Source organism: Phormidium tenue FACHB-1052 (assembly GCF_014696675.1).
Lineage (GTDB): Bacteria > Cyanobacteriota > Cyanobacteriia > Phormidesmidales > Phormidesmidaceae > Nodosilinea > Nodosilinea tenuis_A.
In genome coordinates, this window is sequence record NZ_JACJQN010000001.1 from 231,523 (window position 1) to 246,489 (window position 14,967).

Consider the following 14,967-nt stretch of genomic DNA (forward strand, 5'->3'; position numbering starts at 1 on the left):
ACCTGCACTTAAAGCCGACGTTTCCCTAAGCCTCTACAGGCTCTAGTGGTTTAGCCTGCTGCTGCTCAACCCGACGGGGCTGGCCCCATATCACCGTTTCCTGTTTGTAGATCACCATGCCAGGGCGTGCTCCCTTGGGTTTGTAGACATGGCGGGGCTGGGTGTAAATCACCGGCACCTGGTCGGCCTGACGGGCGCGGCTAAAGTAGGCGGCTAAGTCAGCAACGTAGGCCAGGTCGCGATCGCTGGGCACATCCCCCGCCCCCAGCCGCAGCAGCACGTGGCTACCAGGAATTTCCTGGGTGTGGAACCAGAGGTCGTAGTCGGTGGCCACCGTCGAGATCAACAGATCGTTTTGGCGGTTGTTGCGGCCCACCAGCACCGGCAAACCATCGGGGGTCTGGAGGCGACGGAAGCCCTCATCATTGGCCCTGCGGTCGGTTGGGCGGTAGTCGGGCGAGGTCATATAGCCCTGCTGAATCAGCTCGTTGCGAATGTCGATCAACGCCTCCAGATCCGCCGGTTCGTCGTAGGTAGGGAGCTGAGTCAGGGCCGCCTCTACCTGCTCTAGGTAGGCCAGTTCGCCCTGCACCTCGGCCAGCAGCGGGGCCACCGCATCCTTCGCCCGCTTCAGTTTTTGATGCTGTTTGTAGAGGCGCTGGGCCTGCTGAATCGCCGTTTTGTCGGGGTCAATGGTGAGGGTGACGGGCGCTCCGGTGTCAAAATCTTCCACGGTGAGCTGGGTCATCCCAGGCTGCCACTGGTGGCTATAGGTCATCAGCAGATCAGCCTGCTGGCGATATTGGTCGGCCTGAGCCGACTGGTCGAGGCGCTGCCCAAAGGTGTTGGCTTTGAGCCGCAGCTTGTCGAGCACGCCCTTGAGCCGCTGCTGAATCTGGTTTTTGAGGCGATCGAACTGCTGTAGGGCAATCTCACGACCATAGTATTCATTTAGCAGTGTATGCACATCTGCCACCGGGGCCACCCCTTCCCAGTCGAGCACGGTGTAGCCGCCCTCCGCCCAGCCAGGGTAAAACTCGCCCTTCTCAAGACAGACCAGCCAGCGCTGCCACACCTCAAACAGGCGATCCCAGTCGCTTTGAGTGAGGCTTCCGGCAGCTTGGTCGGGGGTTAAGCGGGCGGCTGAGAGGAGCGATCGCACCAGCGACGAACTTAGCCCCCCATAGCTTTGCATCAGCATTTTTTTGAGCGTCGTGGGCACCAGCGTCACCCGCTCTTGCCAAGTATTCTGGGATTCCTTCAGGTTGGGCAGCGTATTCATGATCGCCGGGGGCAGCACGTAGGCATCGCCGGTTTGAATGGGCCGCACCCGCGACTGCTGATCGCTCACCTGGTGGGCAGCGGTAACAATCTGGTTCTGAGCATTGGCCAAAATCACATTGCTGTACTTGCCCATGATCTCAACGTACAGGTGCCACTGGGGTGGGTCGCCAGGGCGAGGGCCAAACTGCAAATCGATCGCGCGCTCCCAGGGGGCAACAGGGGCGATCGCCACCAGTGCCAGCTGGCTAATCTGGTGCTTCAACTGCTGGCTAAACGTAAACGTATCCTGCCCCTTAGGCGGCGCATCACCCAGATGCAGCCGCGCCGCCTGGGGGTGCCACGAAATCGTCAGCCAACTGCGGCGATCGAGGGTTCTAAGCGCCAGCGCCAGGGTGGTCGTGTCAATCTGCACCACGGTCTCGCAGCGGGCAGGCACCCAGTCAGCCTCAAGGCTCTGGCACAGGGCCATCAGAGTAGTAAAGTCAACCGGCTGCACAACACAATCCTCCAGGCTGAAACAGGGTAAGCAGGGCACCCTCTAAGGCTAGGTTAGCCAGGGAAACCCAAAAAAGGGCTAAGAAGTCCCGATTGGGCTGCCCTTAGGTCGAGCGATGTAGCCCAGGGAACGAAAACGCCAAAAATCTGAAATTTCGCCCGATATTCACCCTCAGCACCAGACGGATTCGTTAGTATGGCAATAAGTCTGATCTGGGCTCAAATGTAGAGCATAGTGCCAAAAAGCCTCGGGTTTTCTGGCTAGTCGGGGGTCAACCCTGGCGTTAGCACCAGCACCTCCCGTTATCGCCCTTCTATATATTATGGACATCAAGCTTATCAATATCGGCTTTGGCAACATCGTATCGGCCAATCGGGTGATTGCCATCGTTAGTCCCGAGTCTGCCCCCATTAAGCGCATCATCTCCGACGCCCGCGAGCGGGGGCAACTCGTCGACGCCACCTACGGTCGCCGCACCCGTGCCGTCATTATTACCGACTCAGGCCATACCATTCTGTCCGCCATTCAGCCCGAAACCGTTGCCCACCGATTTGTCAGCGGCAAAGATAGCGACGGCAAGGGGTAGAAAGACGAGGGGATGAGGAAGGTGAGGCGTTGAAGCAGGGGGAGTGCAAAATTCAAAATTTTGAATTCTCCAATTTTGAATTTTGAATTTATCCATCTCCCCACCCCCCTTATCTTCCCTATCCCCCTGATCTCCCTCATCCTCCGACACCGCTTGGTAGACTACTAGGAGGCCGTTACCCCATCCACCCCATGCCCGCCGATCGCCCCGAGTCTATTGAGAAAATTGTGGCCCGCTTTCAAAAGGCCGCTGACCCTAAGCGTCGCTACGAGCAGCTGCTGTGGTTTGCCAAGAAACTCGATCCCCTGCCCGAGGAGTACAAAACCCCTGACAACAAAGTGCCGGGCTGTGTCTCCCAGGTGTTTGTGGTAGCTGATTTGATTGACGGCAAAGTAGTCTATCAGGCTGACTCTGATGCTCAAATCACCAAAGGACTGGTGGCTCTGCTGATCAAAGCCCTCAACGGTCTGACCCCCGACGAAATTGTCACCCTGACTCCCGATTTCATTAAAGACACCCAGCTCGATGTCAGCCTCACACCGTCGCGGGCCAACGGCTTCTACAACATTTTTAAGACCATGCAGCAAAAAGCTCGGGGCCTGCACGATGGGGCGGCACCAGGGGCACTGCTAAGCTAAACTCCAGGCTGAACTTATCCCAAACAGTAGTAGTTACACCAAGGTGCTAGATGGTCTCTTGCTCTGGCACTTCCTCAAACTTTGGTAAACTTTGGAATGCGATTCAGCCTCGGTTGAATTCTGCCTGCATTCCTTCTGCCACTGGTTGGGCCTAATTCCATGAGCGAGTACAGTATTTTCACCTCTGAGTCGGTGTCTGAAGGCCATCCCGACAAAATGGCCGACCAGATTTCCGACGCCGTTTTAGACGCCATTCTTAAAGAAGACCTGCATGCCCGCGTCGCGGTCGAAACTTTGGTTAAGACCGGCATGGCCGTGATCGCTGGGGAGGTGCGCACCAACACCTACGTCGATCTAGAAGACATTGTCCGCAATGTGATTTTGGCCATTGGCTACGACAGCTCCGATGTGGGCTTTGACGGGGCCTCCTGCGCGGTGCTTAATGCCATTGGCAAGCAGTCGTCAGACATTGCCATGGGCGTCGATGTGGCCACCGACAAAGATTTGGGCGCAGGCGACCAGGGGCTGATGTTTGGCTACGCCACCAACGAAACCGACACCCTCATGCCCGCCCCAATTTACTACGCTCACCGGCTGGTGGAGCGCCAGGCCCATCTGCGTAAGCACGGCGTGCTGCCCTGGCTGCGCCCCGACGCCAAGAGCCAGGTGACCTTGCGCTACGAAAACCTCAAGCCCGTGGCGGTCGAAGCCGTGGTGCTCTCTACCCAGCACGACCCCGATATTTCTCAAGCCGACATCCGCGAAGCGGTGATGGAAGAGATCATCAAGCCGGTGCTGCCCAACGGCTGGCTCCATGCCGATACCCAGTACCACATCAACCCCACGGGGCAGTTCATTATCGGCGGCCCCGTCGGCGACTGCGGTCTTACCGGGCGCAAAATTATTGTCGATACCTACGGCGGCATGGCTCGCCACGGCGGCGGTGCCTTCTCGGGCAAAGACCCCACTAAGGTCGATCGCTCGGCGGCCTATGCTGGGCGCTACGTGGCCAAAAATATTGTGGCGGCGGGGCTGGCCGATCGCTGCGAAATTCAGGTCTCCTACGCCATTGGGGTGGCCCAGCCCACCTCGATCTCAATCAACACCTTTGGCACGGGCAAGATTGCGGACGGGGCGATCGCAGAGCTGGTGCGCAAACACTTTGACCTGCGTCCCCAGGGCCTGATCGACATGCTCGATCTGCGCCGCCCGATTTATCAACAGACGGCGGCCTATGGTCACTTTGGCCGCGAGCTGCCCGATTTTACCTGGGAAAAAACCGACAAAGCCGATCTGCTCAAAACCGCTCTTTAGGGTGTAACTTGGGCAGATACGACAACAAAAGGGGGCGGTTAGCTGACCGCCCCCTTTTGTTGCTGAATAAAACCTTCTACTGATTGATGACGGTGGTCTGGTGGGGCAAAGCGCGTTCGTCGTGGGGTTCGCTCTGGGTGCCGTCGTCGTGGTCTTTAGCGTCTTCGGTGCGGCGACGGCTCAGCAGTTCCTTGAGGGGGTCGCGCTTTTCTTCAGACATGTGAATTTGAATGTTGGGCCCCGATCGCGCCAGACGAATGACAATGCCGTCTTCTACAGGGACTTCGGTAATGCGACGACCATCGAGGTAGGTACCGTTGGTACCAATACTTTTCACCGCCCAGCCATTGTCGGTACGGTGGATTTCAACGTGGTGGCGAGAGACCACAGCGCTATAGAGAACCACGTTGTTATCGGTCGATCGACCAATGCGAATCACCGATTCTTGATCAAAAGACCAGCTCTGCACTGGAGTTTTGTGGAGAGGATGGAGCAGCGAGAGGGTAATCACATTACTCAATCAAAAACGATCCCTGTAGTGTCTAATCATAGAAGAGTCTGACGAAGCCCAACCCCCATTTTAGGATTCTCAGCCGCTGGCGGTCGGTAGGTACCGTCTATCTCCAAGACTGTCGAGCAGCCTGCTTAGATGATAGTTCAGCACCGCAGCAATTCAGAGAGGAGTGAAACCCCTGGTCGATTGGCCCTAGCTAGTGGCCGTCGCTGCCAGGTCGAGATCACCCACCGCTGAGCGATCGAGCAGCCAGCGCAGTTCTCCCTGAGGGCGCACCAGCCGGGAGGGATAGGCCTCGTCGTCGCCATCGGCGGCAAACACCTGGCTTAGGGCGGCCTGCTTGTCGGCCCCGGCCACCAAAAACATGACCCGATGGCTGTGGTTGATCAGCGGGGCGGTGAAGGTGAGGCGAGGGTCGCTGCCCTTTTGGCCCACGGTAACTAGGCGATCGTCTACCCCCAGCGCCTCGGTGTGGGGAAAGAGGGATGCAGTATGGCCATCGTCGCCCATGCCCAGCAAAATTAGGTCAAAGCGAGGCACCTGGCTGGGGCCGAGGCCTTGAAGCCCGCCAAAAATCGATTTGACCATCGCCTCGTACTGGCGGGCTGACGCTACTGGATCCCCCTCTAGGGTAGGAGCATAGAGAATGTGATCGGGCGGAATGGGCACCCGGTCGAGCCAGGCAGCCTTGGCCATGCCCCCGTTGCTGTCGGGATGGTCGAGGGGCACGTAGCGCTCGTCGCTCCAAAAAATGTAGAGTTTTTCCCAGGGCAGGTCTTGCTCGGCCAGGCCACTGTAGAGGGGTTTAGGAGTACTGCCACCGGCCAGCGCCAGGGTGCAGTAGTCATGGTCGGCTACGGCGCTGTGGATGGCCTCGACCACCAAGGCCAAAGCCCGCTGCACTAGGGCAGGCTTGTCGGGCAAGATCTCAAGCTGCGGCGCGGTCATAGGCAGGGGTTACCAATAAGGGTTATGGCATGCCTCAGGGGCTAGTAGTCTTTAAGTCAACGGTGACAAATTAGCGGGGGTGAGGGTTCACGATGCACGGTAGACCTTGAATCTGAAACCCCAGGCCCTTAGAGCCTGTCACCATTCGCTTGGTCAAGTACTAGGGGCTGAGGACGTTTTTGCCTGGTTCTGATCAGCAGACTAACGTAGTTATCATCCCAACGGCGATGGCTTAAGCTTTAATTTTGAAGCCAGAACTCGGTCGGATAAAGGCGTTGGTTGACAAGCCGCCCAAAACCTTGAAAGCTTACGGTTAGCTCTGTACCCTGCGATCGCATCTTGCCCCATGCAACTGACCCCCCAGGAAAAAGACAAGCTGCTGATTTTTACCGCTGCCCTGGTGGCCGAACGCCGCAAAGACCGGGGGCTGAAGCTTAACCATCCCGAGGCCGTCGCCTATATTTCTGCGGCTATTTTAGAGGGGGCACGCGATGGGCGCACTGTGGCTGACCTGATGAGCTATGGCACCACCCTGCTCAGCCGGGCCGATGTGATGGACGGGGTGGCGGAGATGATTCACGACGTGCAGGTGGAGGCGACCTTCCCCGATGGCACCAAGCTAGTTACTGTTCACGAACCGATTCGGTAGGGCAATCCATGGCTGTTTCTGGCTCCAACCCTGGGGAGATTGTGCTGGACGCTGATGCGATCGAGGCCGTGCTGGGAGCACTGGTCACGCAGCTCGACGCCTATGTGTTTCCAGAAGTCGCGGAAAAAATTCAGGCCGATCTTGAACAGCGCCTAGAGTCAGGGGGCTACGGCGACATTAGTGGTGGGCAGCAGTTGGCGGATACACTGACGGCTCAGCTTCAGCAGATGAGCGGCGATCGCAACCTGCGCCTGCACTTTAGCCCCGCCCCCCTGCCCCATATCGAACCCGATGTCACTCCCAGCACTGAAGAAATCGAGCGCCAATACCAGGCCAGTCGCCGCCGCAATTTTGACTTCAACAAAGTTGAGCGTCTGCCGGGCAACGTGGGCTACATTCAGCTATTTAGCTTTGAACCGCCGGAGTTCGCCGGCGATACCCTGGCCGCCGCCATGACCCTAGTGGCCCATACCGACGCCCTCATCTTTGACCTGCGTCACAACCAGGGGGGCTCTCCGGCTATGGTGGCGCTGCTGTGCAGCTATCTACTTCCGGCTCACCCGCCAGTTCACCTCAACGACCTGTACTGGAGCGAGACCGACGAAACCCACCAGTGGTGGACGGTGCCCTACGTGCCGGGCCAGCGCTACCTCGACAAGCCAGTGTTTGCGCTCACCAGCCCTGAAACCTTCTCAGCAGCGGAGGAGTTTGCCTACAACCTGCAAGTGCTGAAGCGCGGGGCCGTGGTGGGCGAAACCACGCGCGGTGGAGCCAATCCGGGGCGCGGCTTTCGTCTGCACGACCACTTTTGGGTATTTATGCCCACGGGCCAGGCGATCAACCCCACCACCGGCAAAAACTGGGATGGGACAGGGGTGATTCCCACCGTTAAGGTACCGGCGGAAACGGCCCTCGACACCGCCCACCTGATGGCCCTCAACCACCTGATGGAGGCGGAACCCAAGGGTGTGGCCCGCCGCGAACTGGAGGAAACCCTGCCCCGAGTTGAGCGATCGCTCCAGCAAAAGCGCCAAGACTTAATTGCCAACCTAGGAGGCCCGACATGATTCCTGGAGAACTGCTGCCCGCTGAGGGCGAAATTGAGCTGAATGCGGGCAAAGAAACCGTGACCCTGGCAGTGGCCAATACGGGCGATCGCCCCATTCAGGTCGGCTCCCACTTCCATTTTTTTGAGGTGAACGCGGCCCTCAGTTTCGACCGCAACCAGACGCGGGGTATGCGGCTCGATATTCCGGCGGGGACTGCGGTGCGGTTTGAGCCGGGCGACGAGCGCGACGTAACTTTGGTGCCGTTGGCTGGAGAGCGACGGGTATACGGCTTCAACGCCCAGATCGAAGGGGCGCTGTAGCCACTCCAGTCTCGGTAACGGTGGTGCTGAACAGATCGAAAAGAGGGAGGGAGGCTTACTGCTGTTTTGGTGGGGCTTTGGTGAAGCCAGTTGGATCAAGAGCCTTGGTGATGCCCATGATACAAAGGGGTGATTGAGTGAATAATGCTAGTCCCTCACGACTTTGCCTCGGATGCGGCGGTAGATTTTTTCGGCTTCGACCCAGACAAACAGCAGAGTGCTAAAGCCAAAGCAGATCAGCAGTTCGAAGGGGCTGAGCAGGTGGGTGCCAAAGAAGTTCCGTAGCGGCTCCACATAGATCAGCATGAGCTGAAGCACGCAGGTTAAAAGCACCGCCCCCAGCACAAACGGGTTTGACCAGGGCGACATTTCTACCGTCAGACGACTGCCAGAGCGCACAGCGATCGCATGGCCCATTTGAGCCAGGCAGAGGGTGGTAAACACCATTGTCTTCCAGCGATCGGGGTCGCCGCCCTGCTGGGCATGCTGGTAGGCCCACACCATCATCGACACCGAGATGATGGCAAACACAATACCGATGCGCAGCATATAGGCCCCCAGCCCACGGGCAAAAATGCCCTCCTGGGGGTCGTGGGGCGGCTGCTCCATCACGTCGGGTTCAGCCGGTTCCACCGCCAGGGCCAGGGCAGGGAAACCGTCGGTGACCAGGTTCATCCACAAAATTTGCAGCGGACTGAGGGGCACATCTAAAATCGGCAGCAGCAGCGGCGAGAGGGCAATAGTGAGCAGTTCGCCAATGTTGGAGCCGAGAATGTATTTCACAAACCGGCGAATGTTGGTGTAGACCACCCGGCCCTCTTCGGTGGCGGCGACGATGGTGGCAAAGTTGTCGTCGAGCAGCACCATGTCGCTGGCCTCTTTGCTGACGTCAGTGCCGGTGATGCCCATGGCAATGCCGATCTCGGCCTGTTTGAGGGCGGGGGCATCGTTGACGCCATCGCCGGTCATGGCGACGATCTGGTGGTCTTTTTGTAGGGCTTTGACAATGCGAAGCTTGTGCTCGGGCGACACTCGGGCATAGATGCTGACTTCTTTGACCACAGACTCTAGCTCGGCCTGGCCCATGGCCTCTAGCTCAGCGCCGCTGAGGGCGCGGGCCTCAGCATCGGCAATGCCGAGGTCTTGGGCGATCGCCATAGCGGTGAGCTGGTGGTCACCAGTAATCATCATCGGGCGAATGCCAGCGGCCCGACAGCGCTGCACCGCCACCCGCACCTCAGGCCGCAGGGCGTCGATCATGCCAACCAGGCCCAGCCACACGAGGTCGCGCTCGGCCAGGTCGGGATCGCCCTCGTCGGGCACGGTGGTGATCGGGCGATAGGCAAAGCCCAGCACCCGCAGCCCCTGGGCGGCCAGCCCAGCGCTGTTGTCTAGAATGCGCGATCGCACCTCCTGATCCAGCTCAAACTGCTCTACCCCCTGCAAACCACTGGTGCAGCATTCGAGCAGCATCTCCGGTGACCCCTTGGCCAGCATTAGGTAGGGGGCATTAACCAGGGCTTTGGGCAGCGCTAGATCGGCGGCGAGGGCATCCACACCGCTAAACACCACGCTCATGCGCTTGCGCTCTGAGGAGAACGGAAACTCTACGACCCGCTGCAACTCGTGGCCCAGGCGATGGCGATCGAGGCCGCTTTTCGCCGCCATCACTACCAGCGCTCCCTCGGTGGGGTCGCCCATAATCGCCCAGTCGCCCGCCTCCTTTTGCAGCACCGAGTCGTTGCACAGCAGGCCATCTGCCAGCAGCAGACCGGCATCGGGCACCTGGCGAGGGTCTACGGGCTGTCCTTCGTTGATAAATTCTCCCTCAGGAGCGTAGCCATCCCCAGTAATTTGTAGCGACTGGGACAGGGTGCGCACCTGCTGCACCACCATTTTGTTTTGGGTCAGAGTACCAGTTTTGTCGGAGCAAATCGTGGTGACCGAGCCCAGGGTTTCAACCGCAGGCAGGCGACGAATTAGGGCCTGGCGACGCACCATGCGCTGGGTGCCAATGGCCAGAGTGACGGTAATCACCGCTGGCAGGCCCTCGGGTACCACCGCCACGGCCATACTCAGGGCGACTTCTAGCAGTCGTTCAAAGGCTCCCCAACCGCCAAAAAATACGCCAGCGCCCACTACGATCGCCACCAGGGTCAGCGACCCAGTGACCAGCACGTTGCCCAGCTGGGTCATGCGCTGCTGGAGCGGCGTGGGCTCGGTTTCGACCCCTTGCAGCATGGCGGCAATGCGGCCCAGCTCAGTTTTCATGCCGGTGCCGGTGATCAAGACGCGACCCCGGCCTTGCACTACCTCCGTGCCCTGAAACACCAGGTTTTTGCGATCGGCCAGGCCCGTATCCGCCGCCAGGGTGCGGGTGGCCTGTTTGTTGACCCCCTGGGCTTCGCCGGTCAGGGCCGACTCGCGCAGCTGCAAATTGCTCGCCTCTAGTAGACGACCGTCGGCGGCCACCTGATCGCCCGCCTCCAGCAGCATAATGTCGCCGGGCACCAGATCTTGGGAGGGCACCTCTTGCAGGCGACCGTCGCGCTGCACCCGCACGCTGGGCGACGCCATCTGCTTGAGGGCAGCGAGGGCTTTTTCAGCCCGGCTCTCTTGCAGGTAGCCCAGCACGCCATTGAGAATGACGATCGCAAAAATCGCGATCGCATCCTTGGGAAATTCTTGATTTCTATAGGAGAGCACCCCCGACACCACCGCCACCGCAATCAGCATCAGCAGCATGATGTTGGTGAACTGGTCGAGCAAAATGCGCCAGGCCGGGCGACCGCCGACCTCTTCTAGCTCGTTGGGGCCGTACTGTTGGCGGCGATCGAGCACCGCTTGCGCCGTGAGGCCGGTGTCGTCATTGCTGTCTAGCTGGCTGAGGGCTTCGTCAATGCCAACCGAATGCCAGGCGGTCGTAGAATCTGGAGAGGGGTCATTCATGCAACGCTACCGGCTACCGTTGGATCTATGGCTCTAATGGTATAGCCTTGGCCAGAGCTACGGAACTGCCCACAAAGATTGATTTTTGGAGTGATTTTGACACAGAACGCTGGGGCTGACCGCAGGCCAATGCAATTTGCGCGCACCATGCTGAGGCGATGCGCGCAGCGACCCCTCCGGCAAGCGCTGCTGCTGCTGCTGCCCCTGCTGCTGAGCGGCTGCCTGCGCTACGACCTCACCCTGCGCTTTGACCACCAGAGCCACGGCCAAATTTCCCAGACGATTGACTTGAGCGATCGCAGTGCCGCCCTAGCCCAACCCACCCTCGAACCTTGGCTAGAGGAGCTAAAGGGGCGATCGCGCCCCCTCGGCGGTCAGCTCAACCAAAGTTCGCAAACCGTTACCCTCACCGTGCCCTTTGGTACCGCCGCCGACTTGGGCGATCGCTTTCAGCAGCTTTTTGCTGCTGCCGTTGCCCCAGAGAGTGAATCTGCTCCTGCCAAAGAACTGTCCCCCGCCGACGGCCCCACCTACCTACAACTGCCCGGCTGGGAACCCGTTCCCTTTGCCCTAAACATCGACCAAACCAACTGGCTGCTGGCCAGCCGCACCCACCTTACCTACACTCTCGACCTGCGCCAGCTCCCCCCCAACGACGATGAGGCCGATCTGGCTCCCTGGGCAGACTTGCGCTTTCGGCTACAAGTGCCCTGGGGCCTCCAACTTTTGCCTACCGCTACTCCCCCCACCCAGCAGGATGCCACCGGCGCTACCTGGCCGCTCGAGCCTGGCGAGATTACAACCATTGATGCCACCTTCTGGCTGCCCAATGCGATCGCCCTCGGCACCCTCGGCATTGCGGCCCTAGTGCTGGCTGGCTACGGTCTCCGCTACCGCATCTTTAAACCCAGGTTCCCCAACCCCTAAGCACTTCCCCACCCTCTGCTTCGACTGGTAAAGCCTCTATGCCAACAGCACCAAACTCCCTCACCTTCCCCATCTTCCTCACCGCTTGACTTTACTCCCTCTCATTTCCTAAAAACCTTTACCCAAAAACAGAGTCTGCCTGGTTAAATAGACCTAGCGATTTTGACCTAGCGGTGGGAGGCCCAAAGCCATGAGGCAGATAAATTTCGTCGTTATCTTTGTAATTGCCCTAGCCCTGGTGCTATTTGGCATTGAGAACACCGAGCCCGTGATCATCCACATCGCGCCGGGGATGGATGTGGAAGCGCCCCTGTGCGTCGAGCTGATTATGGCCATGGGCATCGGCGCGGTGTTTGCCTGGGTATTTAGCGTCTGGGCTCAAGTGCAGGGCTACATGTCCTTTGGCAAGCAGGTGCAGCAGCGCGAAATTCGCATTCAGGAACTGGAGCAAGACGTGCAGCGTTACCAGGTCAAGCTCGAAGAACAGAGCCTGATGCTGCCCGCTGCCACAGTCGAGGACGGTGAAGCGGTCGCCTAGATGCAGTCAACGGAGCCAGAGGTGTGGGCGAGTCGCCATTGACCTCAGTTGTTATGATTTAGCTCATGGACTGGATGTTGCGCTAGAGAAAGCGTCATGGTGTCTGGCGACGGTGATCCGACTAAGACTACTCAACGCCCACTGCTCAAGGGAACCTTACGATTTGCCGGGGGTACAGCCCTAGGCGTTATGCTAGTTGCGCTGCCGCTCTCCTACGGCTCTCCCTTCAGCCTCGAACCAGTGCAGATCGCCAAGGCCAGTTCCGTTATCCTCGGGTGCGGGGTGATAGCGGTGATCTGGGGACAATCGCTGCTCAATGCGGTGATGGAGTCGTTAGGTAAAACGGGCCTTTGAGCTATCATGGGCCGATAGCCGCGTCATGGCGACTCAGACAGCGGGGGCTGTCTAGCGATCTCTAAGCTTTTGCACCGCCCGATCTATGTCATCGTCCCTGGCTCAAACTGCGATCGCATTTCTCATCGACCTGGCCGATCAGGGCGAAATTGACCCGTGGGATGTCAAGGTGATCGACGTGATCGATCGCTTTCTGTCGCTGCTCAAGAGCCAGGCCGAGGCGCTGGCAAGCCAGGGCCGCACCCCCTACGAAGCCAATCTGTCTGAGTCGGGCCAGGGGTTTCTCTACGCCTCTATGCTGGTGCTGCTCAAGGCCGACACCATGGTGCGGGCCGAAGCCGAAGCCGAGGCCGAAGCCAACCCTGAAGAGGTCTGGGAAGAGGACATTCCTGACCTGGTGCCCCTGCCCCGCAACCTGGAGCGGCACCTGCACCGCCGCGCCGTCGCCCCCATTCCCCAGCGGCGGCAGGTCACGCTCCACGAACTGATTCAGCAGCTCGAGACCATGGCCACGGTGATGGCCGACCACCAGCCGCGCATTCGTGCCCGGCGGGCACGGCCCCAGCCCCAGCGCCAGGCGGTGCGCGCCATCGCTCAACTGGCCCACCAGGAAAATCTCTCTGAAATTGCCGCCGCCCTTGAAGCCTTCCTCGACCAGTATTGGGATGAGCTGGGCGAAGATACCCTGTGGATCGACTTTGAGCTGCTGCTGGAGCATTGGCCCCAGTTTAAGCCCGCCGATCTCGAAGACGCCCACGACTTTGAAACGCCTCACGCCGCTGCCATCCACGAAAAGGTAGGGGTGTTTTGGGGACTGCTATTTCTCTCGGCCCAGTCCAAGGTAGAACTCGGCCAAGATCAGTTCTATGGCGATTTGCGGGTCAGAAATCTCAATCGCGCCCCTCTCACCGCAGCAGAGGCCGAACTGCCGGCTTTTATTCTGCCTGACTAAGACGGACAGACCCTCAGGAAGATTACCGTTTCTAAGGATGCCGGGCTATTTTAAAGAAAGTGTAAGGACTCGTTGAAGGTCGATGGGTTACCGGTGCTCTGGTTTTAGGCGCTGTTAGCATGACCGAGTGCGATCGCCCCAGGTTGACGTTATTTCCAGCTTTTTCTGGGTAGGCGGCTACAGCCTTAACTAGCCAACCTGCTCTAATCATCACCCCATAAATTTAAGGATCCTATTTATATGAAAGCCATGATCTTGGCTGCCGGTAAAGGCACCCGTGTCCGGCCCATCACCTACACCATTCCCAAACCCATGATTCCGATCATGCAGAAACCGGTGATGGAGTTCTTGCTCGAACTGCTGCGCCAGCACGGGTTTGACCAGATTATGGTCAACGTCAGCCACTTGGCCAATGAAATTGAGGGCTACTTCCGCGACGGGCAGCGATTTGGGGTCGAGCTAGCCTATTCCTTTGAAGGCCGCATCGAAGAAAATGGCGAACTGGTGGGCGACGCCATCGGTTCCGCCGGGGGAATGCGCAAGATCCAGGACTTTTCGCCTTTTTTTGACGACACCTTTGTGGTGCTCTGCGGCGATGCGCTGATCGACCTCGACCTCACTGAGGCCGTGCGCCGCCACCGCGAGAAGGGCTCGATCGCCACGATTATTACCAAGACGGTACCTCTCAAGCAGGTGCCCAGCTATGGGGTCGTGGTCACTGACTCCGAAGGGCGGGTCAAGTCGTTCCAGGAAAAGCCTTCCGTCGAAGAGGCGCTCAGCACCGAGATCAACACCGGCATCTATATCTTTGAGCCAGAGGTGTTTGACTACATTCCCTCGGGCGTGTCGTTTGATATCGGTGGCGATCTGCTGCCTAAGCTGGTGGCTAATAACGCTCCCTTCTACGGCATTCCCATGGAGTTTGAGTGGGTCGATATCGGCAAGGTACCCGACTACTGGCGGGCCATTCAAGACGTGCTCACCGGAGTGGTCAACCTGGTGGATATCCCCGGTCAGGAGATTCGCCCCGGTGTCTACGCGGGTCTCAACGTTAAGGCCAACTGGGACAAGGTCAACATCGAAGGGCCAGTCTATATCGGCGGTATGACCCACATCGAAGACGGAGCCACTATTATTGGCCCCAGCGCCATTGGCAACAACTGCTCGATTTGCAGCGGGGCGATCGTCGATAAGAGCGTGATCTTTGAATATTCGCGCATTGGCCCCGGCGTGCGCCTGGTGGACAAGCTGGTATTTGGTCGCTACTGCGTGGATAAAACCGGCGCGTCTATCGACATGAAGGCCGCCGCCCTCGACTGGCTGATTACCGACACCCGGCAGGAGTTTCCGCTGGTGCCGCCCGTGGAGCACCGGGCGATCGCCGAGTTGCTAGAGCAGCATATTTAGAGTACTCAACTCAAGCCCTAGCCAATCACCCTTTGCCCCAGA

The 14,967-nt window shown here is 59.0% G+C and carries 15 protein-coding genes; 11 read left to right on the top strand and 4 right to left on the bottom strand.

The window, feature by feature from the left end:
• Positions 1-25 precede the first annotated feature (25 nt).
• Positions 26-1,780 carry an Rqc2 family fibronectin-binding protein gene (locus tag H6G07_RS01010; protein WP_073606830.1) on the bottom strand — a complete coding sequence of 585 codons (1,755 nt, stop codon included), beginning with the start codon at positions 1,778-1,780 and terminating at the stop codon, positions 26-28.
• A 322-nt stretch (positions 1,781-2,102) separates the two neighbouring features.
• Here H6G07_RS01010 and remA point away from each other — a divergent pair, with 322 nt between their 5' ends.
• From remA to metK, 3 genes are all read left to right on the top strand, one after another.
• Positions 2,103-2,366 (top strand): extracellular matrix/biofilm regulator RemA, encoded by a 264-nt coding sequence (gene remA, locus H6G07_RS01015; protein ID WP_073606829.1) that lies wholly within the window; start codon positions 2,103-2,105, stop codon positions 2,364-2,366.
• Between the two features lie 191 nt (positions 2,367-2,557).
• On the top strand, positions 2,558-3,004 hold the full coding sequence (locus H6G07_RS01020) for a SufE family protein (protein WP_073606828.1): 447 nt from the start codon (positions 2,558-2,560) through the stop codon (positions 3,002-3,004).
• Between the two features lie 159 nt (positions 3,005-3,163).
• The gene (gene metK / locus H6G07_RS01025; protein ID WP_073606827.1) at positions 3,164-4,318 is read left to right on the top strand and encodes a methionine adenosyltransferase; all 1,155 of its coding nucleotides are present in this window, start codon (positions 3,164-3,166) and stop codon (positions 4,316-4,318) included.
• A 76-nt stretch (positions 4,319-4,394) separates the two neighbouring features.
• Here metK and H6G07_RS01030 read toward each other — a convergent pair whose 3' ends face one another.
• Together H6G07_RS01030 and pgl are read right to left on the bottom strand one after the other, a co-directional pair.
• On the bottom strand, positions 4,395-4,829 hold the full coding sequence (locus H6G07_RS01030; RefSeq protein ID WP_073606826.1) for an FHA domain-containing protein: 435 nt from the start codon (positions 4,827-4,829) through the stop codon (positions 4,395-4,397).
• A gap of 195 nt (positions 4,830-5,024) precedes the next feature.
• Positions 5,025-5,780 carry a 6-phosphogluconolactonase gene (pgl, locus tag H6G07_RS01035; protein ID WP_073606825.1) on the bottom strand — a complete coding sequence of 252 codons (756 nt, stop codon included), beginning with the start codon at positions 5,778-5,780 and terminating at the stop codon, positions 5,025-5,027.
• A 346-nt stretch (positions 5,781-6,126) separates the two neighbouring features.
• Between pgl and H6G07_RS01040 the strand changes: the two genes are divergently transcribed.
• From H6G07_RS01040 to H6G07_RS01050, 3 genes are read left to right on the top strand one after another with little or no spacing between them, the layout of a single operon-like run.
• Positions 6,127-6,429 (top strand): urease subunit gamma, encoded by a 303-nt coding sequence (locus tag H6G07_RS01040; RefSeq protein ID WP_073606824.1) that lies wholly within the window; start codon positions 6,127-6,129, stop codon positions 6,427-6,429.
• An 8-nt stretch (positions 6,430-6,437) separates the two neighbouring features.
• Complete coding sequence (locus tag H6G07_RS01045; RefSeq protein ID WP_073606823.1) at positions 6,438-7,496, top strand: S41 family peptidase; 1,059 nt, start codon at positions 6,438-6,440, stop codon at positions 7,494-7,496.
• Positions 7,493-7,798 carry an urease subunit beta gene (locus H6G07_RS01050; RefSeq protein ID WP_073606822.1) on the top strand — a complete coding sequence of 102 codons (306 nt, stop codon included), beginning with the start codon at positions 7,493-7,495 and terminating at the stop codon, positions 7,796-7,798. Before H6G07_RS01045 ends, H6G07_RS01050 begins: the two co-directional genes overlap by 4 nt.
• A 147-nt stretch (positions 7,799-7,945) precedes the next feature.
• Here the strand turns inward: H6G07_RS01050 and H6G07_RS01055 are convergent, their stop codons facing one another.
• Positions 7,946-10,747, bottom strand: a complete 2,802-nt coding sequence (locus H6G07_RS01055; protein WP_073606821.1) for a cation-translocating P-type ATPase — start codon at positions 10,745-10,747, stop codon at positions 7,946-7,948.
• 147 nt (positions 10,748-10,894) lie between these two features.
• Here H6G07_RS01055 and H6G07_RS01060 point away from each other — a divergent pair, with 147 nt between their 5' ends.
• From H6G07_RS01060 to H6G07_RS01080, 5 genes are all read left to right on the top strand, one after another.
• Positions 10,895-11,674, top strand: coding sequence for a DUF3153 domain-containing protein (locus H6G07_RS01060; protein WP_171972940.1), 780 nt, complete (start codon positions 10,895-10,897; stop codon positions 11,672-11,674).
• A 190-nt stretch (positions 11,675-11,864) separates the two neighbouring features.
• The gene (locus H6G07_RS01065; protein ID WP_073606819.1) at positions 11,865-12,212 is read left to right on the top strand and encodes a lipopolysaccharide assembly protein LapA domain-containing protein; all 348 of its coding nucleotides are present in this window, start codon (positions 11,865-11,867) and stop codon (positions 12,210-12,212) included.
• Between the two features lie 96 nt (positions 12,213-12,308).
• Positions 12,309-12,566, top strand: a complete 258-nt coding sequence (locus H6G07_RS01070; RefSeq protein ID WP_073606818.1) for a hypothetical protein — start codon at positions 12,309-12,311, stop codon at positions 12,564-12,566.
• 85 nt (positions 12,567-12,651) lie between these two features.
• Positions 12,652-13,518: a segregation/condensation protein A gene (locus tag H6G07_RS01075; protein ID WP_073606817.1), complete on the top strand. Its 867-nt coding sequence runs from the start codon at positions 12,652-12,654 to the stop codon at positions 13,516-13,518.
• Positions 13,519-13,758: 240 nt separating this feature from the next.
• Positions 13,759-14,925, top strand: coding sequence for a nucleotidyltransferase family protein (locus tag H6G07_RS01080; protein ID WP_073606816.1), 1,167 nt, complete (start codon positions 13,759-13,761; stop codon positions 14,923-14,925).
• The last annotated feature ends 42 nt before the right edge of the window (positions 14,926-14,967 follow it).

Excerpts from the sequence above, each read along its gene's own strand:
- remA (WP_073606829.1), top strand. The coding sequence starts at position 2,103 with ATGGACATCAAGCTTATCAATATCGGCTTTGGCAACATCGTATCGGCC.
- H6G07_RS01020 (WP_073606828.1), top strand. The coding sequence starts at position 2,558 with ATGCCCGCCGATCGCCCCGAGTCTATTGAGAAAATTGTGGCCCGCTTT.
- metK (WP_073606827.1), top strand. The coding sequence starts at position 3,164 with ATGAGCGAGTACAGTATTTTCACCTCTGAGTCGGTGTCTGAAGGCCAT.
- pgl (WP_073606825.1), bottom strand. The coding sequence starts at position 5,780 with ATGACCGCGCCGCAGCTTGAGATCTTGCCCGACAAGCCTGCCCTAGTG.
- H6G07_RS01040 (WP_073606824.1), top strand. The coding sequence starts at position 6,127 with ATGCAACTGACCCCCCAGGAAAAAGACAAGCTGCTGATTTTTACCGCT.
- H6G07_RS01045 (WP_073606823.1), top strand. The coding sequence starts at position 6,438 with ATGGCTGTTTCTGGCTCCAACCCTGGGGAGATTGTGCTGGACGCTGAT.
- H6G07_RS01050 (WP_073606822.1), top strand. The coding sequence starts at position 7,493 with ATGATTCCTGGAGAACTGCTGCCCGCTGAGGGCGAAATTGAGCTGAAT.
- H6G07_RS01055 (WP_073606821.1), bottom strand. The coding sequence starts at position 10,747 with ATGAATGACCCCTCTCCAGATTCTACGACCGCCTGGCATTCGGTTGGC.
- H6G07_RS01060 (WP_171972940.1), top strand. The coding sequence starts at position 10,895 with ATGCTGAGGCGATGCGCGCAGCGACCCCTCCGGCAAGCGCTGCTGCTG.
- H6G07_RS01065 (WP_073606819.1), top strand. The coding sequence starts at position 11,865 with ATGAGGCAGATAAATTTCGTCGTTATCTTTGTAATTGCCCTAGCCCTG.
- H6G07_RS01070 (WP_073606818.1), top strand. The coding sequence starts at position 12,309 with ATGGTGTCTGGCGACGGTGATCCGACTAAGACTACTCAACGCCCACTG.
- H6G07_RS01075 (WP_073606817.1), top strand. The coding sequence starts at position 12,652 with ATGTCATCGTCCCTGGCTCAAACTGCGATCGCATTTCTCATCGACCTG.
- H6G07_RS01080 (WP_073606816.1), top strand. The coding sequence starts at position 13,759 with ATGAAAGCCATGATCTTGGCTGCCGGTAAAGGCACCCGTGTCCGGCCC.